Genomic DNA, 23,204 nt, shown 5'->3' on the forward strand with positions numbered 1-23,204 from the left:
CCTTCAGCTGAAGTCCTCGATCGATTGCGGCTTGGCTGCGCCGGGGAAGGGCAGGCCGCGGAACTGGACCACGTTGCGTCCGTGAAAAGCGGGCAGGCCGGGGAAGCCCACGGCGCGCCAGAAAGTCTTGTCGCGGTTGCCTCCGTACATCGGGTCGGCAAAGCAGGCCTGGACGAACAGCGGATAGAAGAAGTCGTTGAACCATGCGCCGAGCGCAAAGCGCTCGTCGTCCATCTGGCCAGCTGCGACCTCCTGCAGCAGGGCGTCGAGCGGGCCGGCCTCGAGCTGCTCGACGGCCTTGCCCGTGCGTTGCCGGGCCTCGCGACGCAGCACCGCGAGGCCGGCCTTGAAGTGCTGCTCGGGGGTGAGGGGCGACTGGTAGCCGTGCTGCGGTTTGCCGGGGCGCCAGGGGCCCTGCCGATAGAGCTGGTCGCCACGCCCCCAGCCGCCAGCGAGCTGACGATCGATGTAGAGATGCAAGCCGCAGTCGACACCGTTCGGTGTCATCGCATCGGCTGGGCACATCACGTTGACGAGGGCCTCGACGCAGGCGGCTTCCTGTGGGCCCAGCGACAGGTAGCCCGAGGGGTGGGCGTCGTCGGTGGGGCGGGCTGCGCTGCCCTGCTGCGCCGAAGCGAGCGGGCTGGCGAGGCCACCGAGCAGTGCGGGCGCCGCGAGTGCGGCGACGCTGGATGCGCCGCCGATCTGGCGCAGGAAGAGCCGCCGTGCGGGCGGTTCTTGGTCATTCAAGGACATGGGGGTCTTTCTTCGGGGGGCAGGGTTCGTGCAGGCGCGCCGCTCAGAAGGGCTCGTACTTCGCGGCACCCACTGTTTCTGTCGGCGTGATCGGCGTGAGGTCCAGGGGCTCTTGTGGCGCCGGATACGAAATATCGAGTGAGTGGAACGGGCTTGCGACCGGGGCCTCGGTGGTTGCGGCGGGAAGCGCGACAGCAATGGCCGGCTGGATCGCATAGATCGAGATCGAGGTCGCGAGACTGGTCAGCAGTGCCGCAAGAATGATTCTTTTCGTCATCAACTACTCCTGATAATTTGAGGGAGCCATCGAGCGGAAAAACCGTTGAAGGCGGATGAACAGCCAGGGCGTGCGATGAGAAAAGATGGTTCGCGCGTTCTGCATCTGTCGCACTCAAATCTAGGTTCCGGCCGGCCGGTGCGGTAGGCCTGTCGAGAGAAACGCCGCAGTGAGCCAACGGCATCAATGGCGGCGCGGCGTCGCTTCAGTACGAGCGAAAGCGCGGCCTGCAAGCGTATGGCTGCGCCACCGCGGCATGGCGGGAAGCAACTCGAAGTGGGAAGGGAAGGGAGGGGAGGGACTGCGAGGCGCAGCCATCAATGGCGAGGAAAGGCTGAGCTCCCGGCAACCATCACGCAGAAGCAGCAGGCAAGCAAGCAGCCCGCGGCAGCGCCACAGGCGGTGCCGCGGGCTGCAAAGGCTCAGGAGAGGTTCGCCTTGTCCAAGCCGAAGGCCTTGTCGGACGAGCCGGGCACGGTCTGGAACGCGACGTTCACGCGGTTCCATGCGTTGATGGCCATGACGCTGAAGCTCAGGTCCGAAAGCTCCTTTTCCGACAGCTGCGTGCGCACGCGCTCGTAGATGTCGTCGGGCACGCCGTGTTCGGGCAGCCTGGTCAGCACTTCGGTCCAGGCCAGCGCCGCACGCTCGCGCGGAACGAACAGCGTCGATTCGCGCCATGCGGCCAGGTGGTGAATGCGCAGCTCGCGTTCGCCATGGATCCTGGCCTCCTTGATGTGCATGTCCAGGCAGAACGCGCAGCCGTTGATCTGCGACGCGCGGATCGCGACAAGGTCCCGGATCGATTGTTCGATGGTGCCGCTGTCCACGAGCGTGCTGAACTCGATCAGCTTCTTGAAGAGCTCGGGCGATTGCTTGATGTAGTTGAGACGGTTGGTCATGTGTGCTCCGGCCTCAGTGCGGCTGAGGTACCCGTTCGCGGAGGCCGCGAGAGAGGAGAGAGGGGAAAAAAAGATCCTGGGCACCGGCGATGCGGTGCGCGTTCAGAAGTCCCAGATGATCGGAACCCAGCGAAAGATGTCGCCTTCCGCCGCCACCCGGCCGATGGAGGGGAAGGGCAGGTGGGCGGCCACCAGCAGTCCGCGGCTTTGCACCAGTTCGCGGAACAGGGCGAGGCGAACGCGGGTCGCCTCCTCGGGGTCGTGTTCGAAGCCGTTCTGCCAGTCGGGGTGGTCGAATGCGACCGGGAACATGGCATCGCCCGCGAACATCAGGCGCTCGTTGCCCGACACCAGGTCGACCACGCTGTGCCCCGGGGTGTGGCCGCCGGTACGGCGGACCACCACACCCGGCGCCACCTCGCGCCGCTCCTCGAAGATCTGCAGCCGGTCGCGGTATTCCTTGTAGAAGCTCTTGGCGGTCGAACGCAGCACCTCGGGCACCGGATTCGGCATCACCGTGCGGGAGAAGTCGGGCGACATCCAGAAGTCGACTTCGGCCTTGGCCACGTGGATGCGCACATCCGGACGCAGGCGTTCCTTGATGCCGGGAACGAGCAGCCCGCCCACATGGTCCATGTGCATGTGGGTGATGATCACGTCGGTGATGGACTCGAGCTCGATGCCGGCCGCAGCCAGCCGCTGGGGAAACTGCCCGGCCCTCGGAAAGCCCGGGAACTGCCCACCCAGGCCCGCGTCGATGAGGATGGTCTGGTCGCCGCTGCGGGCCACCATCACGTTCAGCGGCCAGTCGTACTTGTCGGGCGGCATGAACATCTGGCCGAGCCAGTTGGCCAGGTCCGCCGGATCGGCGTTGGTGGCCATCGTCGTGGTGGGCAGCGGCAAGGGGCCGTCGCTGACCACCATCGCGTCGATGTCGCCGATGCGCAGCGCGTAACGGGAGGGCACCAGGTCTTTGGGCTTCTCGCTCGTGGGTTGCAAGGTGTCATCAGTGAGGAACATGGCGGAATCTCCAAGAATGCGGCCCGGTTGCGCGGGCCAAACCAGCCGGGCGACTGGCAGCAAGTTGCCGTTCAACACCGAAGGGTTGTCGGGCTCGGATCACGGCTGAGTGCCGTATGCCATTGATCGTAGGGAGGCGGGGCGCGAGCCGGTAGGCCTGCAAAAGGACTCACGGTGGTGCCCGATATGCACCAAACGCGCGGGAGATCGAGGGGCGAGCCTCGCGTCGCAGGTCGCGCCCACACACCTCAACGCGTATCAACCGCGAATGAGGTCGGCCGCCGTGCGATCCCTTCGATCGCGCGCCTGGAGTTTCTTGCGTAGCCGCTTGATTGGCACATCGACCAGGTGCAGGCAGATAGCGGCCAGCGGGAACGACACGAGGATCACCTCACCCAGAAGCACCCACGGGGGCAGCGAGCGTTCGAAGTCGATGATGTCGATGAACAAGAAGTGCCAGAGGTAGATGCCGTAGGACAGGCGGCCGATGTAGATCATCGGCCGCGACGCCAGGAACGGCGTGTCGCGGTGCTCCGCGAGGTGGCAGACGAGCACGAAGGCCGCGAGCTCCGCGAGGGTGATCCGCAAGGTCACCCCCTCCGTGATGCGGACGAAGGGCAAGGACGGAAGAGCGACGGTCAGCGCGAGGCCGATGCAGGCGATGACGACGGTCGGCCGCGACATCTTCAGGCGGGCCAGCGCCGCGATGGCGCCCAGCACAATGCCGGTCACATGCGTGTCGAAGCTGAAGTACGCCTGCTTCCATCCCCAGTTCAAGGCTACGAAGTAACGCCACGCGGTCAGCACGGCGAACGCTGCCAGCAGCCACGCGACCGGACGGCGCGCCCGCAGCAGCAGCGGCAGCAGCAAGGGCCACAGCAGGTAGAACTTCTCCTCGACGCCCAGCGACCAGACGTGCCCGATGGTCGACGGCGGATTCCAGAAGGCGAGCGCGTAGTCCATCAGGTAGGTGCCCGTGAGCCCGGCGACCAACCATCTGTCGTCCTTCGGCCAGAGCCAGGGAGCGAGTGCGAGATAGACCAGCACCAGCAGCAGCAGCGTCGGGTAGAGCCTCAGCGCGCGCCGCGCGTAGAACCTGCCGATGTCGATGCCGCCGTGGCGGTGCTCCGCCAGGAGCAGCGTCGTGATCAGGTAGCCGGAGAGAACGAAGAACACGTCCAGGCCGGCGAACCCGCCGCCGGCGCCGGGGATGAGGCAGTGAAAGCAGACGACCAGGAGGATCGAGACCGCCCGAAGGCCATCGAGCGCGGGGTTGTACGGCATCGGTGCGGCCTCCGCTCAGGGACCGGCCACCGGATCCGGCCGGCACGGCTGCAGCATCACCTTTCCGCATTCTGGATAAGCCGGCGGGCCCTTCACGTCATTCAATACACCGAGGCGAACCAGCGAGTCGTACTTTGCGTTGTGCAATACGTGAACTCGCTGCTTCTGCGTGAAGGTGTCGAACACCAGGCCACCGGTCTGCGACGGCGTGTCGATCCAGATGCGCAGCCGCGAACCCTTGCGGAAGTAGTGGCCCATCTTGTTGATCTCGACGCGGGCGAAGACCAGCTGTCCGGGCAGCAGCGGCATCAGCTGGTCGGCGCGCTCGAGGTGGATCGGCAGCAGCGGTGTCGAGCGCTCGGTGTCGAGGGTGCGGTTCGACAGGCGCAGCCAGCCGCGCTGCACGTAGGTCTCCTGTCCGTCGGGTCGCAGTTCGGTGACGGTGACCTGGATGTCCGCATCCCCGCCGGTGGCGGCGACCCACAGGTCCGCGCTGCCCGGTCCATAGACCATCGTGTCATTTGCCAGCGGCGCCGACGTGTAGGCCAGGCTGGTCGTCTTCCAGTTGTCGGGCAAGGGCCCCCAGAAGGAGTTGGCGACGATGTCATTGACGGCGACGCCGGCACCCGGGTAATCGAAGCCATCGGCCGGGCCGGAACCGGCCTTGTCGGCGAGCACGCCGCCGGTGCCGAGATGGAACTCCTTGAGCAGCAGGTCGCTGGCGCGGATCGATGGCTTCTGCAGCACCCAGCGCGCTTGCGGGGAAGCCAGCCGATCGAGCGGAGCACCGTCTGTGTCGAAGGTTTCCATCCACACGGTCGTGCGCGGCGTGTCGCGCTCGAATCCATTGTCCGTTCCCTTGACGAAACGGTCGAGGAAACGCAAGGCCAGGGTCTGGAAGGCCGAGGCCAGGTACAGGTCGTGCCGGCCGTTCGACTGGACCAGCCACAGCTTGGTGCGATCGAGCTTCGTCTGGTAGTGCCCGCTGCGAGGCGTGATGGCCTGGTCCTGGAAAGCTTCGAGCGACAGCACCGGCACATTGACGCGATCGGCATGGCGGGCCAGGTCGAAGGTGTCGAGGTAGTCGTCGCGCAGCGGATGCGACACGAAGAGGTTCATCACCGAGTTCGTGTCCTCGGCCGCGAGGTTCTTCTGGATCTGCTTCAGGCAGTTCTCGTCGCCTTCTTCCTTTGCGGTCTGCGTGACCAGCTGGCTCCAGTAGGTGCGGAAGATCACGCGGAACGGTGTGAGGAACCCTGGCGCCGGCACGCCGCCGGGGCTCATCGCGTCGCGGTAGTCCGTCAACACCATGCCAGGCACGATGGCGCGCAGATGCGGTGGCCGGTTCTGCGCGGTTGCCAGTTGAGAAGACCCGCTGTAGGACGCACCGACCATGCCTACCTTGCCGTCGGACCAGGCCTGTGCGGCCGCAAACTCGACGGCTTCGGCGCCGTGCCGGCCGAGCTGCGGCCGGGTGTATTCGAGGCGGCCTTCGGAGCAGCCGGTGCCCGCGGTGCTGACGCCCATCACCGCGTAGCCGGCCTCGATGAGCCGCTTGTCGAAGGCCACGGACATCGAGGTCTGGTTCTTCAGGTAGGCCGAGCCGCCGATCGAGCCGGCGTCATAACCGTTGAGGGTCAGGGCCACGGGGAATTTGCCCGTCGCCTTGGGCAGCAGCGCGGTGTAGCGCAGCTTGACGCCGTCGGAGGTGGTGATGTCGCCGCTGATGCGCTTGGCCCAGAAGGGCGCAAGCTGTCCATCCGCGGGGAAGGCGAACCCCGGTGATGCCAGCAGGCCGGTCTCGGGGTCGAATTTGGGCTCTTGACCCTGCGCCGCGGCGCAAGCAACTGCGAACGCGAGTGCCGCTGCGAATGCTTTTTTTCATTGTTCGATGTCCTCAGGCGAGATGACGATTTTTTTCCCTGAGGGTCGCGGCGCATGGCGCGCCGTGCTGTTTCCCACAGGCCATCAACCGGGCGACGGACTCAGCGGATGCCCTGGCCCGCGAGGCTTTCCGGCGTCCAGTTGCCATCGGGCTCCAGTGTAGTTGGGAAGCGGATGCCGGACGCGCCGGGCCAGAGGTTCACGTAGTACGCCCCTTCCGCCAGGTCGTAGTGCCCGGCAGTGATCGAGACCGGAGCGGCCGCGTCATAAGCTTGGGTCAGGTAGGCGAAACCAGCGCGCCAAAGTTGGCCCTTGCCGTCGTACTGGTCGCTGGCCAGGACGTGCCAGCTGTCCTCGTCCACGTAGAAAGTGCGGCGGGAGTACACATGCCTGGCGCCCGGCTTGCGCGTGGCCTCGACCAACCACACGCGGTGCAGCTCCCAACGCACGACTTGCGGGTTGATGAACTTCGGCAGGAACACCTCGTCGGGCTTCGTGTTGTAGATGAAGCGGTAGGCGTTGTATGGAACGTAAAGCTCCTTCTTGCCGACGAGCTTCCAATCGAAGCGATCCATCTTGCCGTTGAAGAGGTAAACGTCGTCCTGGGTCGAGATGCCTCCCGTGCCGCCGTTGGGCGTGTCGTAGGCCATTTCCGGCGCCTGGCGCACGCGGCGCTGGCCGGGCAGATAAAGCCAGTAGCGCCGCTCATCGAACGAATAGTCGGCAGGCTCGTGATGAACGATCGCGTTCCCCACCTGATTCGGCGGAAACGTGAAAGCGAGACGTGAGCGGTAGTAGAGAGGCGATGCGGGCACGCGGGTGTCGTCGTGGTATGGAAAATCCATCAACCACGAGGCCTTCACCAGCGGCTGCACCGTGCCACCCCGGTTGGCGAAGTAGGAACTGAACTCCGGCATCGCGAGCGAGGCACCAAGGTAGCGCAGCAAGTGGTTCAGCATCACCTCGTTGCCATTGGCAGGAATCGGGAAGGGCACGCCGCCGCGCGCGCCGGTCGCACCCAGGCCGTCGTCGGTGAGCTTGGCACGCGTCGCGTTCGCCAACGTGTTGTCGAGCATGGCCTTCGGGAAAGCCACGGTCCGATGGGTCGGATAGACCTCGAGGCGGAAGTCGGGATGCGCCTTGAGCAGTGCCTTCGCACCTTCGCTCAGCCGCTCGGCGTGTCGGTCCATGTTCCCGGCATCGATCGAGAACAGCGGCTTCTCTTCGGCGAAGGGATCGGGCCGCAGGTTGCTGCTCTTGTCAAAGCTGGCCGGCACCGCCGTCAGTCCGCCGGTGTAGGTCGGGATCGTGCCTTCCTTGTTTCCGGCCTTCTGGGCGCCGGTGCCGGTAAGCTCGTTGCCGAGGCGCTTTGCCTCTTCGGGCGATACGGCCGCATGGGCCGAGGCGAAGCACAGGCACAACGCGCCCGCAGTGATCAGGGACTTCAATGGAGAGTTCACGGCTTGTTGTCTTCGCGGCAATGCTTCATAGCGACGTTTTGAAAGTGAAGAAGACGGCACCGCGGTCCTTCAGCAGGGCCGTGCCGCCGTTGGCCACCGAGGCCGCCCCCGTGGCGTCGGTGACGTACCTGCCGAAGTAGCCGACGTACTTCAGCTCAAGGCTGTGCCGGCCGGAAAGGTCGAGCGCGAGGCCTGCCGACCAGCTGCCGGCACCCTGGTTGCCGCCGCCGGTCACCGCCGAGTTGCCCCGCAGGCCGCGCGAGTAGCTGAGCGGCATCGACAGGTTGGCACCGGGCAGCACCTGGTACCAGGTCGGCGTCAGGTTGATCGCAAAGCCGATGGCCGTCTTGTCGACGCGGTCGATCTCGGTGTAGCCGTCGCGGCCCTTGAAGAGGCTTGCACCCTGTGTCACCGATGCCCATCGGTTCCAGGTCAGTTCGGTCGACCAACCGAGGGAGTCGAACAGCGGAGTCGGTCCGGTGGAGCCCATCGCGTTGAGCACCGCATGCCAGGTGTTGCCGCGCGCGCCGGGCACCTGGCCGGGCGCCGGGTAGCCCGCCGACGAGGCAACGGTGGCAACGTCGCTCGACAGCGGCATGTTGCGCCGATAGTTGAGGTCGAAGCCGACGCTTGCGCCCCCTATGTCCTTGGCCAGGCTGAAACCGTACAGCTTGATGTCGCTGGCAAAGGCCAACAGGTATTCGTTCGTGCCCGTATTGAGGATCACCTGCGGCAGGCGATCGGAGAAGTTGCGCACATAGAAGCCCATGGTGCCGTCGAGCCACTGCGGGCTCCAGCGCGTCGCCAAGCCCCAGTCGCCGCGGCCGCGCGGGGTGATGTCGCGGCCGCGCAAGACGCGCGTGTTGCCGAGGATCAGCGATTCCCCGCCGAATTGCATGGCGTCGCTGGCGCCGAGGTAGGTGCCTGCCTCCGCTCCCCGCGACTGTTCCCATTTCAGGAAGTACTGCGCCGCGAACGACAGCTCGGGCGTGGCCTGCACCGACGTCGACAGCTGCGTCAGCGGACGGAAGAGTTCCTTGGCCTCGATGCCCGGGCTCGACAAAGCCTTCGCGCCGTCGAGGGGTGACTGCGCATAACCCACGCCGTGGGTCGCGCCGCCGCCAAGCAGCGCCTCCCCCCAGGTCACCACATGGCGACCGGCGCGCGCGCTGACCGGTACACCCCCGAGATCGAAAGTACCGAACACGAAGGCATCGAGAAATTCGCCCGACGGGCCCGCGTAGTAGCGCTTGGCATAAGGGCTGAGGCCCGTCGCCGGCGTACCGTTCTTGAGATGGTTCGAGGTGCCGACGCTGGTGTTGTCGAAACCACCGCGGTAAGCCTGGTCGTACCAGCCGGATGCGCTCACGCGTGCGCCGAAACGCTTGCGGTAGACGAAGTCCATCTCGGACAGCAGGTCGACGCGGTTGTTGACGGTGCTGTTGCGGCCGAAATTCCGGTCGCCGTCGTCGGCGTTCTGGTTGAGCAGGATCGCCGGGGCCTGGCGTTCGACACGGCGGCCGAGGTTGTAGCGTGTCGTCAGGTCGACACGCAGTTCGATCTCCTCGTTGCCGGTGGCGATGCTGCCGGCCATCACACCGGGTGCGAATCCCGCGAAGAGAGCCGCCAGCGTGGCTGGCCGCTTCGGTCCGCGAAGGGGCGCACGCGCCTTTACATCGGTTCTTGTCATTCTTGCCTTCGATACTGCTGCGGGTCGCTTCAAGAGAATCCAAGCTTCGCTTGCGGCGGGCGCGCGTGCGCCAGCGCGGCATTCTCTTCGTCGGCAGGCGCTTTCGCAACTGTCGCCGAGCAGCCTGGCACGCTCCTGATACCGACCTGGGCGACCTGGTGGCTCGCGCCGCGCGAGGTGAAGGGCAGTGGAGTGTGACGAGCATTGGCGCCGTTCACCCGAAGTGAACGGCTTAACGGCCGGGCGTCTTCTGCAGAGGGCAGGCCGTCCCCAAGATTCCGGGATTCACATCCCGAGAGACAAACAATGAAGCGCCTGTTCACGATCGCGATGGCGGCCCTCGCCGCACTTCCCGCGTTCGCCGAGTGCCCCGACAAGTCGATCACCATCGTGGTGCCACTCGCTGCCGGAGGGCCGACCGACAAGGTGGCGCACGACTTCGCCGAAGCGATCCGCAAGCCGCTGGGCAATGTCGATGCGGCCATGGCCGAGGAGCCTCTATGCCACACTTTGCATTCCACCAAGTGATCAAGCCCGTGACACGTCGAATTGATTCCTACAGCATCAGGTTGTTCGTGGCGGCGGCGCGCGCCGGCTCCATCGTGCGTGCCGCTGCCGCGGAGAACATCGCACCTTCGGCCTTGAGCCGCAGGATCGCGGATCTGGAGCATGCATTCGGGACGCCGCTGCTCGTGCGCTCGCCGCGCGGCATCGCGCTGACCGACGCAGGCCGGCTGGTGCTGGCGCGGGGCGAACGCCTCGACGACGAGCTTCAGGCCTTGTTGCGCGAGGTGCAGAGCGAAGGCGGCGAAGTGCGGGGCAGGGTGCGCCTACATGCCAACATGTCTTCCGTGATCGGGTTCCTGCCCGAGCGCCTGCACCGCTTCATGGAGGCATACCCGGGCGTGGAGGTCGCGCTGCACGAGGAAGACACGCGCGACGTGCTGCGCGCCTGTCTGGACGACCGGGCCGATGTCGGCGTGGGCGTCGATGTCGCGGTGCCGGCGGGCATGGATGCCTGGCGCTTCGCCTCCGACCCCTTGCTCGTGGTGCTTCCCTCGGGGCATGAACTGGCGGACCTGGAGGCCATCACGTTCGCGCGTGCGCTCGAATTTCCTTTGGTGGGCGTTCACCAGGGCGGCGCGATGGACCGGTCCCTGAACGAACGCGCCGCAGCATTGGGCGGGCGCTTCAACCCGAAGGTGACGGTCAGCAGCTTCGACGCCGTCTGCCGCATGGTGGAGGCAGGCCTGGGCATCGCGGTGGTGCCTCGAAGTGCCGTGACGGCGTATGCGGGAGTCGACCGCTTTGCCCGGCGCCCGCTCGCGGAAGAATGGGCCGACCGCGTCCTGAACATCTACGCCCTGCGCAAGACGCCGCAGCCTCGCGCAGTGGCGGCGCTCATCGAGAGCCTGCAAGGGTAATCACCGATCTCGCGGATGGCGAGATCCCCTGTGCCGAGCGAGCGCTTTATGGCGCTGCGATGGCCGGCCAACATCGGGCCATGCCAGCCTCCTCGCCAGCCGCCGCCAGTGCAGAAAGCCTCCGGTTCGACCCGCGCATCCTCTTCCTGAGCTGTTCCCCACGCATGGTCGAGCTGGGTTTGCAGGGAGAACCCCTCGAACTCGCCGACGCGTCGCCGTTGCGTGACGATGTGTCGACCGACGAGATCACGCCGCTGCCGATCCTCACGCACTACGACGACAAGCTGGGGCGCTATCCCTACACCGGCTTCAAGGCGGGCGAGGCATTCCCCATCGGCACCGATGCCATCCGCGCGTCGGGCATCGAGGTCGTGGTCGCGGGCAGGCGCTATGGCAAGGGCTCGTCGCGCGAGCACAGCCCGACCGCCGAGAAGGCGGCCGGCGTGCGGCTGGTCGTCGCCGAAAGCTTCGAGCGCCTGTACCGGCAGAACGCCGACAACATCGGCCTGTTCACCTCGACCGACTTCGGCCTGGTCGCGCGCATCCGGGCGGGCGAGGCGATTCCGGTCGAAGACCTGGTGGCCGGCCGCGACGCGCTGGCCGCGGCGATTCTCAAGAGCGGCGGGCTGCTGCGCTTCGGCCAGCAGTTCATGCGCGACATCACGGTGCCGCCCGATGCGCAAGACGCGCGCCCGCGCACGCTGTTCGAGAAAATCGTGGCGCGCCATGCGCTTGCCACCGAGCTGACGCAGGCGCATCCCGCGCCGGGCGACGGTGCCTTCGTGCGCGCGGACCTGCGCTTCATCCACGAGTACTACACCGGCATGGCCGCGCACATGCTGCACGCCACCTTCGGCCGTTCGCTGGTGCTGCACGACGCCGGTTCCATCGTCGTCTTCGAAGACCACACGTCCTATGTCGCGGAGAGCCCCGCGCACGTACGTGGCGGCCTGGTGCCGAATGTGCATCGCTTGGTCGAGGCGCAGCGCGAGTTCGCTGCCGCCTATGGCTTGCGCTCGCACCGCACGCTGACGGAAGAACAGGCTGCGAAGGACGACGGCACCAACGTGGCCGGCATTTCGCACGCCATGGTGGCGGAACACTATGCGCTGCCGGGCCAACTGGTGGTGGGCACGGATTCACACACGCCGCACAGCGGCGCGCTGGGGTGCGTGGCCTTCGGCGTGGGAACCACGGACATAGCGAACGCCTTCGTGACGGGAGCGGTGCGGCTGACGGTGCCGCAGTCCCTGAAGATCGTGCTCGATGGCTTGCTGGTCCCGGGCGTGACCGCGAAAGACGTCGTGCTGCATCTGCTGGCGCTGCCCTTCGTGCGCGATGGTGGCGGTGTCGGCAAGGTGTTCGAGTTCACGGGCGAGGTGGTGCGGCGCATGACGACTGACGAGCGCGCCACGCTCACCAACATGACGGCGGAACTCGGCGGCTTCACCGGCCTGGTCACTCCCGATGCGGAGACCGTGCGCTTCCTGCGCGAGCGCCGCGGCATCGACTTCGAAGTCGAGCCCTGGATGCGCAGCGACGACGGCGCGGCCTACGCCAGAACGCTCCACGTCGACTGCACGCAGATTCCCCCCATGGTCGCGGCACCGGGCGATCCGGGCAACGGCCTGCCGCTCATGGCGCTCGGCGAGCGGGTGCGCATCGACATCGCCTACGGCGGCTCGTGCACGGCCGGCAAGCGCGAGGATTTCGACCACTACCACGCGGTGCTCCGGTGGGCGGCGGACCGCGGGCTCAAAGTGGCGCCCGGCGTGGAGCTGTATCTCCAGTTCGGAACCACCGCGGTGCGCGACCACTGCATTGCAGCGGGGTACATGGATGCGTTCGAACGCGTAGGCGCCCGCATGCTTCAGCCCTCCTGCGGCGCTTGCGGCAACTGCGGACCGGGTGGTTCGGTGCGCGCCGACCAGGTCACCGTGAGTGCCATCAACCGCAACTTCCCCGGCCGGGGCGGCCCCGGAAAGGTCTGGCTCGCCAGCCCGCCCACGGTGGCGGCCAGCGCGATTGCGGGCGAACTCGTTTCGTTCGCCGAGCTTCAGGCGCGCCATCCATGAATTCCAACAAAGCGAGAGAGACAAACCCATGCGTGCACATTCCCTCCGGGAAGCCATTTCCCTTTCTTTAGCGGCGGCGCTGCTTGCCACTTCATTGTTCGCCGCGGCGCAATCCTCGAATGCCGATCGGCCGATACGGATCGTCGTTCCGCTCGCCGCGGGGTCGACGGTCGATGCGGTCGCCCGCGCGGTCGCGCCGGCCTTCGGGCGCGCGACCGGCCATCCGGTCGTGGTGGAGAACGTCGTCGGCGCCGGCGGCATTCAGGGTACGGCCCAGATCGTGAAGGCACCCAAGGACGGGCTCACGCTCGGCATGGTGTCGTCCAACCATGTCATCAATCCAGGCATCTACAAGACGATTCCCTACGACAGCATGAAGGACATCACGCCCATCGCGGTACTGGCCACCGTGCCGGTCGTGCTGGTGGTGAACAACGCGCTTCCGGTGAAGAGCGTGAAGGAACTGCTGGCCTATGCGAAGGGCAATCCCGGCAAGCTCAACTACGGGTCCGCCGGCAACGGGAGCGTGCTCCACCTGGCGGGGGAACTGATGGTGAGCGAGACCGGCATCGACATGAAGCACGTGCCCTACCGCGGCACCGGACCGCTCATCACCGACCTGATGGGCGGCCAGGTGCAGCTCGCATTCGTTTCGATCTCGCAGGTCGCCCCGCAGATCAAGGCCGGGACGCTGCGCGCATTGGCGGTATCGACGCCGGCGCGTTCCGCGGCCTTGCCCGAGGTGCCGACGATGATGGAATCGGGCGTGCCCAGGTACAGCTTCGACGCGTGGATCGCGCTGATCGGTCCAGCCGGACTGCCCAAGCCGGTGGCCGACAGCTATGCCGCAGCGGTGCAAGAGGCCTTGGTGTCGCCCGAAGCAAGAAATGTCATTACCGGTCAAGGCCTCACGGTGCTGAACACCGGGCCTGACCTGGCGCCAGCCTTCTTGCAGTCCGAGTTGGTGAAGCACCAGAAGCTGGTGAAGCAGTCCGGCGCCACTCTGGACTGAGGTCGTGCCCGCATTCAGGATCGCGGCGCTGCCGGGCGAGGGCGTGGGCCAGCGCCTGCCTTGCGGCCGGAACGCGCATTGCTTGGCCTGCCGCAAGCGGCGCGAAGAGCGCGAGTTCTATCTGAAGCTCGTCGAGCAGCAGAAGTGGTCCAGCCGACAGCTCGAACGGCAATTCAAGCTTGCACTGTTCGAGCGGGCGATAGCGACGCCGCCAAAAGTCTCGGCAGCGCTGAGACAAACACACCCCGAAGCGAGCCGGCGGCCGATCTCGAATTCGACGTTGTGATCCTCGCGGGCGGCATCCATTCGCCCGCCAAGCGCGCCATCCAGTGGGCGGTGGAGCGCTTTCCAGGTAAGCCCGTGCTCTATGTGCCCGGCAACCACGAGTACTACGACGGCCGGCTGGACACGACCCTGGCCGAGGCACGCAGCGCGGCCGAAGGCAGCCACGTGTACCTCCTCGATGGCGACGAACGGGTGATCGACGGCGTGCGCTTCCTCGGCGCAACGCTGTGGACCGACTTCGCGCTCGCGATCGAGACACCCGAAGGTCCGGTCAGCGATGTGGCGTGGGCCATGAAGAAGGCGACCAACCTGCTGAACGACTACGCACTGATCCGGACGCTTGACGAGACGGCCGAACCCGGCACCTGGCGGGACAAGCAGGGCCGAAAGCTCCAGGCGGCGACACGCTGCGGATCCACCAGGCGCAGCGGGCATGGCTGCAAGCCAAGCTCGCTGAACCGTTCGCCGGGCCCACGGTGGTGGTGACGCACCATGCGCCGCACCGCGGCTCGCTTTCGCCGCGCTACGCCGACGACTGATGTCGGGCGCATTCGTGAACGAGCTTCCTGACACTTTCTTCGAGGTGGCCATGCTCTGGGTGCATGGCCACACGCATCAGAGCTTCGACTACCGAGTCCATGCGTGCCAAGTGGTCTGCAATCCGCGCGGGTACGTGAACTGGAGCGGCCGGATCGAGAACCAGGCGTTCGAGCCTGGCCTGATCATCGATGTGCCACCTCCTGAGGGCGACCAGCGACCATGAAGCTGCTCGCCCTGTCCACCCTCCATGCTGAGCAGCAGTGTGTCATGTGAGTTACCGTCCGGAGTTGTGCTCTGACGCGTCAACTGAAACTTGGTAGTGGCCGGACCGTCAAATATATGATGCGGCGGCTCTCTGATTCGCCGGATGAGGTGCGCTGTCGGTGGGGCGCGATGTATTGCTATCCGACAGGTGTCCATGATTCCGGACATTCGAGACAACGCCATGTCCATGGAACTGGACACAGGTGCCGCATTCTTCGTATTCTCCAGACCCTGCTCGGAGGCACCGCTCTTGACTGTGTCATGGGAGTAGGCGTGGCACGGGCTTTGCACTTGGTAGCTTGCCTATTCCAATAACGCAGACAACATCGAACAATCGGCCAGCCCCGCATGCCCGCTGTTGGTCCATCTGCGCAGTGATTCAGCTGCTCTTAGGCAGCGAAGGCATTCTTTCCAAGCACGACAACGGAGACTTGCATGAGACCACTCTGCGCGCGCGAAGCTCGCTCGCCTAACGGCCGAGCTCGCCGCCGGTTTCGGAAGCAGCGATGGACCGACCGGCCATGCCATCGTATTGGGCGAATTGATCGCCAACTCGCTCTTCTGCTGTTGCCAGACCTTGTGAGCCCCGGCGCGGGACGGGTCTTTAACGCGGCACGAGTTCCGGAATGGCCATCAGCAACAGCGTCGTAAGTCGCTACCTCGCGATCTCGCTCGTGGCGGGAATCGTGCCGACGCTCGCAGTGGGCCTGCTGTACGACCGGTATGCGCAGGCGCTGATCGACGAGTTGGTCGGCGAGCGGCTGTCGGTCCAGCTCACGGCAATGTCGAAGCGCCTGGAGTCGTTTCTCGACGCACGTCGCTATCAGGTGGAAACCCTGGCCAGCCACCCCGCCATGACCGCCTTGCTGCGAGCCGAAATCAACAACGCCAGCGAGGAGGCGCATGGGCTGCTGCAGCTGGAGGCAGACCTGCCGGACCTTTACGGCATCCTGCTGCTGGAAGACGGCGGCCGCCTGCGCCATTTCGTGCCCGGGCAGGCTGCCGCCGGTCCGCCCTACTGGAGCGAGCAACCGTTCTCGATTGCCTCGCTGCCGGTCACACGCTTCGGCAGCAATGAGGTGGTCGGGCCGGCCGCCCCGGGCGATGGCCTCGCCGGCTGGTTCCTGGTGCGCCATCCCCTGCCAGCTGCTGAGGGGCGGCACCGGGTCGACATTGCGCTGCACGTACGCTTCTCGTCGCTGACTGAACTGATGGGGGGGCCTTCGGTGGCCGGCATCGTCCAGCCAGTCCTGAAAACGCCGGCCGGCTATTTCAACGCCGTCGGCGTGCGCGTCACCCCCGCCGAGCGCATGATCGCGGGCCCGGAGGTGTTGCCCGGCTGGCAACCGATGTTGCAGATCGAGCCCTCGGCGCTGCTCAGCCGTTTCGAGAATGCGCGGCGTGTGCTGCTGGTGGTTGTGCTCGGCACCGCCAGCGTCCTGGTGTTCCTTTTCTACCAGCTCGCGCGCAACCTGCAGGGCCGCGTGGCACGGCTTGTGAGCGGGGTCGAAGCCATCGCGTCGGGCCAACTGAACCACCGCATCCAGGAGCAGGGGCGCGATGAAATCTCGGCTGTTTCGCGCGCCTTCAACACGATGGCTGAGGGCCTTTCCAACACGTTCGCGCGATTGGCACGCGCGCAGCGGCTCGCTTCGCTTGGCGAATTTGCCACCGGCATTGCGCATGAGGTGCGCAACCCGTTGTCCGCCATCAAGACGACGGTGCAGGCGCTCGCTCGGCGTGAGGCCGATCCGCGTCGGCACCAGCTTCTGCAGGACGTGGAGACCGAGGTCACCCGGCTCACCCGCGTGGTGAGCGACCTCTCGGATTTCGGCAAGCCGCGCCCTCCGGAGCCGGCTGTGACGCCGGTGCGCGAGGTTTTCCGCCGCGTCGATGGTTTGGTGAAGGCCGAACTGAAGGTGCAGCGGCTGTCACTCGCGATCCAGGGCGACTCCGAGTTGCGCCTGTGGGTCGACGCCGACCATCTGATCCAGATCATGCTGAACCTGGTGCTCAACGCGATCCAGGCCACGCCGCCGGGAGGCCTGATCACACTGCGTGCGGCGCGCGCCGGCGACGGGTTCGGCGTGCTCGAGGTCCGCGATACGGGTCGCGGGGTGCCGCCCGAGGCGCTCGCGAAGCTGAGCGACCCGTTCTTCACGACGCGACCGAAGGGCATGGGCCTGGGCCTCAGCATTTCCCGGCAATTGGCGGAGTTGAATAACTGCACTCTCACGATCGAGAGTGAGGTGGGCGCGGGCACGGTGGTTACGCTGCGCGTGCCGATGCCGCAAGAGGAGACATAGGTTTTGAAACAGGTGCTCGTGATCGACGACGAACCCGGCGTGCTGAAGGCACTGGTGTTCGCGCTGGAAGAGGAGGGATTTGGCGTCGCGACCGCGGTGGACGGCGCCGGCGGATTGGATGCTGCCTGCCGAGGCGCGCCCGACATCGTGTTGCTCGACGTGAACCTGCCGGACATGAGCGGGTTGGACGTGCTCGCGCGGCTTGCCACGGATCGACCCGGGCTGCCTGTGATCATGATCTCCGCAACGAGCGACACGCGGCTGGCAGTGAAGGCCGTGAAGGCCGGTGCAGCGGACTATGTGACCAAGCCGTTCGAGCTCGATGAATTGCTGTACACGATCCGCGGCGCGCTGCAAAAGGCGCGCATGGCCAGTGAGATCGATTACCGTCGGCAGGCATCGACCGCTCACGACGGCGTGATCGGTACCAGTACACAGGTTCGTGCGCTGGCGGCGACCATCAGCCGCATTGCGGCGAGCCAGGCCAAGCGCGTGCTGGTGCTGGGCGAGTCCGGCACCGGCAAGGCGCTGGTAGCGCGCGCCATCCACACGGCGAGCGCGCGCAGTGGAGGGCCCTTCGTCGAAGTGAACTGCGCCTCGCTGCCGGAGCAACTGATCGAGGCGGAGCTGTTCGGTGCGGAGAAGGGTTCCTACACTGGAGCGACGCAGCGGCGCGTGGGACTGGTCGCGCTGGCGGACGGCGGCACGCTGTTCCTGGACGAGATCGGTGAGCTGCCACTGGCGCTGCAGGCCAAGCTGCTGCACTTTCTGGAAGACGGTCAGTATCGCCCAGTGGGTGGCACCCGTGGCATGACCGCCGACGTCCGGGTAGTGGCCGCGACCAACCGCGACCTGGCCTCCGAGGCTTCGCGGGGCTGCTTCCGCGAAGACTTGTACTACCGCTTGAACGTACTGCCGATCGCGGTACCGGCCCTGCGGGAGCGCGACGACGACGTGCTGGTACTGGCAGATCATTTCGCCTCGCGCTATGCCAAGTCCGAACGCTGCGAGCCGATCCGTTTCTCGCCCGACGCGAGAGCCTGCCTGACAGCCTACACATGGCCCGGTAACGTGCGCGAACTGAAGAACCTCATCGAGCGTCTCACCATCCTCCATCCCGGCAGCGTGATCGAGCGCTCGCAACTGCCCACCGACCTGGATAGTGGGGAGGTCCGCTCGGCAGCCATCGAGCAGAAGCTGGCCGTGGAGGAGGAGAAGCTGCTGCGCGATGCCCTGGCCCGCGCGCAGGGCCATCGTGGCAGGACCGCGGAGCTGCTGGGGATTTCACGCCATGCGCTGCTGCGCCGGCTGCAGCGGCTCGGGATCGATGGGGAGGGCCGCCCGTGAGGATTCGCGATCTGCTTCGCTGCGCCGTCACGCTGGTCATGGCCTGCCTGGCTGCAGCCGGCGCCCACGCCCGCGTAGAACTGGGGGCACCTGCGGGGCAGGCCGACATCACCATTGGTTGCCTCTACCCGCTGGCGGGCCGGGCCGCGATCTACGGCCGCGACAGCATCGCGGCGATCAAGCTGGCGCTCGCCGAGCTGGATGCCGAGCCCATGCGCGACTGGCGCCCGCGCCTGCGAGTGATCGTGGAGGACGATCGCTCCAAAGCGGCCTATGGCGTTCGGCTGGCCAGCCAGTTCATCGATCACGACAAGGCGCAGTTCCTCTGCGGGGTGGTGAGCTCCGGTGTGGCGCAGGCGGTGAGCCGGCTGTCGCGGGCGCGCAAGGTGATCTTCGTCGGCACCGACCACGCCTCCTCGCGGCTCACGATCGAAGACTTTCACCGCTACTATTTTCGGGTTTCGAACGACACCTACACTTCGATGGCGGCGGGCGCGAAATACCTGGTCGAGCAGCAGCGCGAGCGTGGCTGGAAGCGGCTGGCATTCCTGGGACCGGATTACGACTATGGCCACGTCATGTGGGCCGACCTGCAACGCAGCCTGTCGGCCAGCGGCGCGAACTATGAGGTCGTTGCACAACTCTGGCCCAAGCTCTACGAGCCCGACTATTCGGCGTACCTGACGGCCCTGATGCGCTCGCGGCCGGACGTGATCGTCACTGGGCTTTGGGGAGGCGACTTCCTCGCTTTCCTTGCGCAGGCCCACTCCAGCGAACTGCTCGGCAAGATGCCCATGGCCAACTTTGATGCGGGCGGCAACTACGACGTGCTGATGGCGCTGGGTGACCAAGCGCCGCCCAATCTCGTGCTCTCGGCGCGCCATCACAACAACTGGCCCGACACGACGCGCAACCGGAAGTTCATGGCCGACTTTTTTGCGGCGGAGGGGCGCTATCCGACTTATGCGGCAGAGGGCGCTTACGCCGGGATCCTGGCCATTGCGCGCGCAGTAGGCAAGGCCGGCAAGCCATTCGATGTCGAGAAGGTGGTGGGAGCGCTGGAGGGGCTCTGCCTGGAATTGCCGGAGGATCCGCCCGGGTTTGCCTCATGCATCGACCGCGAAACGCACCAGATCGCGCAAGCACAGGCGATCGGAGAGGTTGTGGTCGACACCCGGTTTCCGCCGGCCCGGGTGATGTTGGGTCGGTGGCGGGTCTACCCTGCGGAGCAACTGCGGCCATCGCCGGAGTTGGTGCGTGAGCGCAGGCGGGCTGCCGGGGCACCGTAGACAACGCACCATCGCTTCCGCAAAGGCCGCGGGGCCGATCCGCATGTGCGGTTTCCGCGCGACCCGACCGCCGCAATGCGCGGAATCCGCGCAATACATCTCAGCGAATTAGGCCTAAGTCCTTGATCCGCAACGCTTTCGCGGTGTGGCACGCTCTTCGCAATATTCCTCGTGAGCAACACAACTCACAAGGAGACAACGTGACCCTGAAGTTCCCCCTCACGCACCTGGCTCGCAGCTTCGCGCTCGTCACCGCCGGCGCCGCCTTCGCGCTGCCGGCTGCCGCCGCCGACAACGGCAAGTTCCGCATCGGCGTGGCGACCTTCCTGTCGGGCGCCGCCGCGGGCCCTTTCGGAGTGCCCGCGGCCAATGCCGCCAAGCTCGTGGTCGACGCGCTGAACAAGGGGGCCCTGCCAGCGCCCTACAACACCAAAGGCATCAGTGGCGTCGAAGTCGAGATGGTGTTGATCGATGAGAACGGCGGCGCCACCAAGCAGGTGGAGGAATACCGCAACCTTGTGCAGCGCCAGAAGGTCGACGTGGTGATTGGCTACATCTCCTCGGGTGACTGCCTCGCGATTGCTCCGGTGGCCGAGGAGCTCAAGACCCCGACGGTTTTCTTCGACTGCGGGACCTCGCGCCTGTTCAGCGAGACGCTGAAGAACCCGAAATACGTGTTTCGCACCGGCCTTGACGCCGTGGTCGACAACGTGGCCGCTGCCCGTTACATCGTGGAGACGAAGCCGAACGTGAGATCGGTCGGCAGCATTCAGCAGAACTATGCCTGGGGCCAGGATGCCTGGGCTGACTTCAGCCTTGCTTTCAAGCAGCTCAAGCCGGACATCAAGTTCGTTTCCGAGCAGTGGCCGAAACTGGGGCAGGGCCAGTACGGCGCCGAGATTTCCGCGTTGTCCGTCAGCAACCCCGACCTGATCCACTCCAGCTTCTGGGGCGGCGACATGGAGGCGCTGGTGCTGCAAGGCGGCGCGCGGGGTCTGTTCGACAAGCGTGTGACGCTGCTGACGGCGGGCGAGACCGGCTTTGAGCATTTCAAGGACCAGGCGCCCAACGGCACGATCGTCGGCGGCCGCGGCCCGTTTGGCGCTTTCGCGCCGAAGAACGCGCTTTCCGACTGGCTGCGCACGACCTACAGCGCCGCGCACAAAGAGCAGCCGACCTACCCCGCCTTCAAGATGATGCAGGCGATCCTCGGCATGAAGGCGGCCGCGGAGAAGGTGGGCAAGCCCGGCACCATGCCGACGCAGGAGCAGGTGCTCGCGGGTCTCAAGGGCCTCACGTTCGAATCGCCCAGCGGCACGGTGCGTATGAGCCGCGCCGGTGGCCATCAGGCTGTACAGGGGGTGGCTTACGGCGAATACCACTATGACCCCAAGACCCGCAAGGCCAGCATCATCAATGTGAAGGACTATCCGGGCGACTGCCTGATGCCGCCCGATGGCACGAGCCCTGCCGACTGGATCAAGGCCGGCTTCCCCGGTGCCAAGTGCACACCGACACCGCCAAAGGAGCGCACGTCGTGAGCACCTTGCTGGCTATAGTTTTCGACGGCGCCATTTATGCCTCGTGGCTGTTCCTCGTGGCGGCCGGCCTGACGGTGATCTACGGGGTGATGCGCATCCTCAACATGGCACACGGCAGCTTCTACGCGATCGGCGCCTATTGCGCCGCCTCGCTCACGGGGTGGTACTTCTCCGGCGAGTCTGGGGCTAGTCCGTACTGGAGCTACCTGCTGCTGTTCGGATGTGCCATCGTCGGCGGCCTGGCTGTGGGCGTGCTGGTGGAGCAGGCGCTGCTGCGCCACCTGCGTGGCCGCGATGAGATCCTGATGGTGATCGTCACGTATGCGCTGCTGCTGATCCTGGAGGACGTGGTGAAGCTGGTGTGGGGCGTCAACCCATACCTGGCGTACCAGCCCTACCGTCTGCTCGGGCAGAGCTCGATCACGGATTCGCTGCGCTTCGCCAACTACGACCTCGCACTGGTGGCGATCTCGCTCGTGGTCGGCGCCGCTGCATGGTGGGCGCTCAACCGTACCGACAAGGGGCGCATGTTGCGAGCGGTGATCCACGACCGCGAGATCGCCACAGCAATGGGGGTGAACGTCAATCTGATGTTCGCCATCACCTTCGCGATCGGCTCCATGCTCGGTGCGCTTGCCGGGGCCCTCACTGCACCGGCCATTTCCGTCACACCGGGCATCGGTGTCGAGGTGATCGTGCTGGCGTTCGCCGTGGTGGTGGTGGGCGGCCTGGGCAGCATCGGCGGCGCCGCCGTCGGCGCAGTGCTGGTCGGTCTCGCCCGTTCCTTCGCTGTCCATCTGGCGCCGCAGATCGAGTTGTTCGTGATCTACGGCGTGATGTTCCTGGTACTCGCATTCCGGCCGCAGGGCCTCTTCGGCCAACTGCAGCCCCGAAAGATCTAAATGAAATTCAAGTCCGAACTTGGGCTGCCGCTGGCGGCCGGGTCGATTGCCGCCCTCGGCTGGGCGGGGCCCGACTGGTTGAGCTTCCTGCTCACCCTGGCCTTTGCCAAAGGCCTGGTGGTTCTCGGGGTGGTGCTGCAAATGCGCGCCGGCCTCGTCTCCTTCGGCCAGGCGCTGTACTACTGCATCGGCGGCTACGCTGCCGGCTTGGCCGCCAAGCACCTGGGCATCCAGGATGCCATCGTGCTGCTGGCGCTGGGCGTGGTGGCCTCGCTGATGATGGCCGCGCTGTGCGGCATCATGGTGGCGCGCTACCGCGACATCTTCTACGCCATGCTTTCGATGGCGTTGTCGATGATTGTCTACGGCATGCTGGTGAAGTCCAGCGCGCTCGGCTCCACCGACGGCTTCAACGTCGCGAACCCGAGCTACCTTGGCTTCCAGCCGGATCCGTCGCAGGCCAAACGCGTTGCCTTCCTGGTCACGTTGGCGATCGCGCTCGTTGCGGCCCTGGTCTGCCACCGCGTGTTGCGCTCGCGGTTTGGCAGGCTCTCGGAGGCAGTGCGCGAGAACGAGATCCGGGTTGACTTCCTCGGCATCTCGCCGTTCGGACTTGTCTACCTGAACTACTGCGGCGCGGCCGTGCTGTCGGCCCTCGGCGGCGGCCTGATTGCGATCGCCACGGGCCACGTGGATCCGGACATGGCGTTCTGGGCCACCTCTGGCGAGTTCGTCTTCATGGCCTTGCTCGGCGGAACGGCGCATGTGGCGGCGCCGTTCGTGGCAGCCATCGTGTTCTCCGCGGTGCGCACCTTCGCCATTCAGGAGGCGCCGCACCTGTGGCAGCTCACGCTGGCAGTGTCCTGCTGGCGCTGATCCTTTTCTTGCCCAAAGGCTTGTGGAGCCTGGTGTCCCGTAGGCGTGCCGCAGTGCCTGCGGAGATTCC

The 23,204-nt window shown here is 66.1% G+C and carries 20 protein-coding genes and 1 pseudogene; 13 read left to right on the forward strand and 8 right to left on the reverse strand.

What is annotated here, in order from left to right; translation table 11 throughout:
• Nucleotides 1–3: 3 nt before the first annotated feature.
• The 8 genes from ACAM58_RS28505 to ACAM58_RS28540 all read right to left on the reverse strand — a co-directional run bounded on the left by ACAM58_RS28505 (nucleotide 4) and on the right by ACAM58_RS28540 (nucleotide 9,177).
• Nucleotides 4–756, reverse strand: coding sequence for a gluconate 2-dehydrogenase subunit 3 family protein (locus ACAM58_RS28505; RefSeq protein WP_015865457.1), 753 nt, complete (start codon nucleotides 754–756; stop codon nucleotides 4–6).
• Nucleotides 757–799: 43 nt separating this feature from the next.
• Nucleotides 800–1,033 carry a hypothetical protein gene (locus ACAM58_RS28510; protein ID WP_015865456.1) on the reverse strand — a complete coding sequence of 78 codons (234 nt, stop codon included), beginning with the start codon at nucleotides 1,031–1,033 and terminating at the stop codon, nucleotides 800–802.
• A 422-nt stretch (nucleotides 1,034–1,455) separates the two neighbouring features.
• Complete coding sequence (locus ACAM58_RS28515) at nucleotides 1,456–1,935, reverse strand: carboxymuconolactone decarboxylase family protein (RefSeq protein WP_015865455.1); 480 nt, start codon at nucleotides 1,933–1,935, stop codon at nucleotides 1,456–1,458.
• A 102-nt stretch (nucleotides 1,936–2,037) separates the two neighbouring features.
• A complete protein-coding gene (locus tag ACAM58_RS28520; protein ID WP_062364765.1) occupies nucleotides 2,038–2,955 on the reverse strand; it encodes an MBL fold metallo-hydrolase in 918 nt (305 codons plus the stop codon).
• A 258-nt stretch (nucleotides 2,956–3,213) separates the two neighbouring features.
• Nucleotides 3,214–4,239, reverse strand: a complete 1,026-nt coding sequence (locus ACAM58_RS28525) for an acyltransferase (RefSeq protein ID WP_062364764.1) — start codon at nucleotides 4,237–4,239, stop codon at nucleotides 3,214–3,216.
• 15 nt (nucleotides 4,240–4,254) lie between these two features.
• The gene (locus ACAM58_RS28530) at nucleotides 4,255–6,033 is read right to left on the reverse strand and encodes a CocE/NonD family hydrolase (RefSeq protein ID WP_369665102.1); all 1,779 of its coding nucleotides are present in this window, start codon (nucleotides 6,031–6,033) and stop codon (nucleotides 4,255–4,257) included.
• A gap of 191 nt (nucleotides 6,034–6,224) precedes the next feature.
• Entirely contained in the window at nucleotides 6,225–7,583 is a 1,359-nt protein-coding gene (locus ACAM58_RS28535; protein ID WP_244883536.1) for a DUF1329 domain-containing protein, read from the reverse strand.
• 25 nt (nucleotides 7,584–7,608) lie between these two features.
• Nucleotides 7,609–9,177 (reverse strand): DUF1302 domain-containing protein, encoded by a 1,569-nt coding sequence (locus ACAM58_RS28540; protein WP_081247555.1) that lies wholly within the window; start codon nucleotides 9,175–9,177, stop codon nucleotides 7,609–7,611.
• Nucleotides 9,178–9,579: 402 nt separating this feature from the next.
• Between ACAM58_RS28540 and ACAM58_RS28545 the strand changes: the two are divergent.
• From ACAM58_RS28545 to ACAM58_RS28605, 13 genes and pseudogenes are all read left to right on the forward strand, one after another.
• Nucleotides 9,580–9,741 (forward strand): annotated as a pseudogene (locus tag ACAM58_RS28545) (tripartite tricarboxylate transporter substrate binding protein BugD); the annotation flags it as partial.
• Between the two features lie 32 nt (nucleotides 9,742–9,773).
• A complete protein-coding gene (locus ACAM58_RS28550) occupies nucleotides 9,774–10,697 on the forward strand; it encodes a LysR substrate-binding domain-containing protein (RefSeq protein ID WP_049808440.1) in 924 nt (307 codons plus the stop codon).
• A 164-nt stretch (nucleotides 10,698–10,861) separates the two neighbouring features.
• Nucleotides 10,862–12,772, forward strand: a complete 1,911-nt coding sequence (locus tag ACAM58_RS28555) for an aconitase family protein (RefSeq protein WP_307595012.1) — start codon at nucleotides 10,862–10,864, stop codon at nucleotides 12,770–12,772.
• 28 nt (nucleotides 12,773–12,800) lie between these two features.
• On the forward strand, nucleotides 12,801–13,784 hold the full coding sequence (locus tag ACAM58_RS28560) for a tripartite tricarboxylate transporter substrate binding protein (protein WP_026283978.1): 984 nt from the start codon (nucleotides 12,801–12,803) through the stop codon (nucleotides 13,782–13,784).
• Between the two features lie 4 nt (nucleotides 13,785–13,788).
• Nucleotides 13,789–14,070: a DUF1016 family protein gene (locus ACAM58_RS28565; protein ID WP_155247827.1), complete on the forward strand. Its 282-nt coding sequence runs from the start codon at nucleotides 13,789–13,791 to the stop codon at nucleotides 14,068–14,070.
• Nucleotides 14,067–14,555, forward strand: a complete 489-nt coding sequence (locus ACAM58_RS28570) for a hypothetical protein (protein WP_230537777.1) — start codon at nucleotides 14,067–14,069, stop codon at nucleotides 14,553–14,555. Before ACAM58_RS28565 ends, ACAM58_RS28570 begins: the two co-directional genes overlap by 4 nt.
• Before the next feature lie 52 nt (nucleotides 14,556–14,607).
• Nucleotides 14,608–14,832 (forward strand): hypothetical protein, encoded by a 225-nt coding sequence (locus ACAM58_RS28575; protein ID WP_230537776.1) that lies wholly within the window; start codon nucleotides 14,608–14,610, stop codon nucleotides 14,830–14,832.
• Between the two features lie 667 nt (nucleotides 14,833–15,499).
• Nucleotides 15,500–17,179, forward strand: a complete 1,680-nt coding sequence (locus tag ACAM58_RS28580) for an ATP-binding protein (RefSeq protein WP_062364762.1) — start codon at nucleotides 15,500–15,502, stop codon at nucleotides 17,177–17,179.
• A gap of 3 nt (nucleotides 17,180–17,182) precedes the next feature.
• Nucleotides 17,183–18,526, forward strand: coding sequence for a sigma-54-dependent transcriptional regulator (locus ACAM58_RS28585; protein WP_369664998.1), 1,344 nt, complete (start codon nucleotides 17,183–17,185; stop codon nucleotides 18,524–18,526).
• Nucleotides 18,523–19,815 (forward strand): ABC transporter substrate-binding protein, encoded by a 1,293-nt coding sequence (locus ACAM58_RS28590; protein WP_244883534.1) that lies wholly within the window; start codon nucleotides 18,523–18,525, stop codon nucleotides 19,813–19,815. Before ACAM58_RS28585 ends, ACAM58_RS28590 begins: the two co-directional genes overlap by 4 nt.
• A 200-nt stretch (nucleotides 19,816–20,015) precedes the next feature.
• Entirely contained in the window at nucleotides 20,016–21,356 is a 1,341-nt protein-coding gene (locus ACAM58_RS28595) for an ABC transporter substrate-binding protein (protein WP_307594900.1), read from the forward strand.
• Nucleotides 21,353–22,258, forward strand: a complete 906-nt coding sequence (locus tag ACAM58_RS28600) for a branched-chain amino acid ABC transporter permease (protein ID WP_062364760.1) — start codon at nucleotides 21,353–21,355, stop codon at nucleotides 22,256–22,258. The genes ACAM58_RS28595 and ACAM58_RS28600 overlap by 4 nt, the downstream gene beginning before the upstream one ends.
• The gene (locus ACAM58_RS28605; RefSeq protein ID WP_369664999.1) at nucleotides 22,259–23,134 is read left to right on the forward strand and encodes a branched-chain amino acid ABC transporter permease; all 876 of its coding nucleotides are present in this window, start codon (nucleotides 22,259–22,261) and stop codon (nucleotides 23,132–23,134) included.
• Nucleotides 23,135–23,204 lie beyond the last annotated feature (70 nt).

It is taken from the genome of Variovorax sp. V116 (assembly GCF_041154435.1).
Taxonomy (GTDB): Bacteria; Pseudomonadota; Gammaproteobacteria; order Burkholderiales; family Burkholderiaceae_C; genus Variovorax; species Variovorax paradoxus.

Bases quoted from the DNA above. Each gene is read 5' to 3' on its own strand.
- ACAM58_RS28550 (WP_049808440.1), top strand. From the start codon at position 9,774: ATGCCACACTTTGCATTCCACCAAGTGATCAAGCCCGTGACACGTCGA.
- ACAM58_RS28605 (WP_369664999.1), top strand. From the start codon at position 22,259: ATGAAATTCAAGTCCGAACTTGGGCTGCCGCTGGCGGCCGGGTCGATT.
- ACAM58_RS28505 (WP_015865457.1), bottom strand. From the start codon at position 756: ATGTCCTTGAATGACCAAGAACCGCCCGCACGGCGGCTCTTCCTGCGC.
- ACAM58_RS28560 (WP_026283978.1), top strand. From the start codon at position 12,801: ATGCGTGCACATTCCCTCCGGGAAGCCATTTCCCTTTCTTTAGCGGCG.
- ACAM58_RS28520 (WP_062364765.1), bottom strand. From the start codon at position 2,955: ATGTTCCTCACTGATGACACCTTGCAACCCACGAGCGAGAAGCCCAAA.
- ACAM58_RS28525 (WP_062364764.1), bottom strand. From the start codon at position 4,239: ATGCCGTACAACCCCGCGCTCGATGGCCTTCGGGCGGTCTCGATCCTC.
- ACAM58_RS28510 (WP_015865456.1), bottom strand. From the start codon at position 1,033: ATGACGAAAAGAATCATTCTTGCGGCACTGCTGACCAGTCTCGCGACC.
- ACAM58_RS28575 (WP_230537776.1), top strand. From the start codon at position 14,608: ATGTCGGGCGCATTCGTGAACGAGCTTCCTGACACTTTCTTCGAGGTG.
- ACAM58_RS28580 (WP_062364762.1), top strand. From the start codon at position 15,500: ATGGCCATCAGCAACAGCGTCGTAAGTCGCTACCTCGCGATCTCGCTC.
- ACAM58_RS28540 (WP_081247555.1), bottom strand. From the start codon at position 9,177: ATGGCCGGCAGCATCGCCACCGGCAACGAGGAGATCGAACTGCGTGTC.
- ACAM58_RS28515 (WP_015865455.1), bottom strand. From the start codon at position 1,935: ATGACCAACCGTCTCAACTACATCAAGCAATCGCCCGAGCTCTTCAAG.
- ACAM58_RS28555 (WP_307595012.1), top strand. From the start codon at position 10,862: ATGGTCGAGCTGGGTTTGCAGGGAGAACCCCTCGAACTCGCCGACGCG.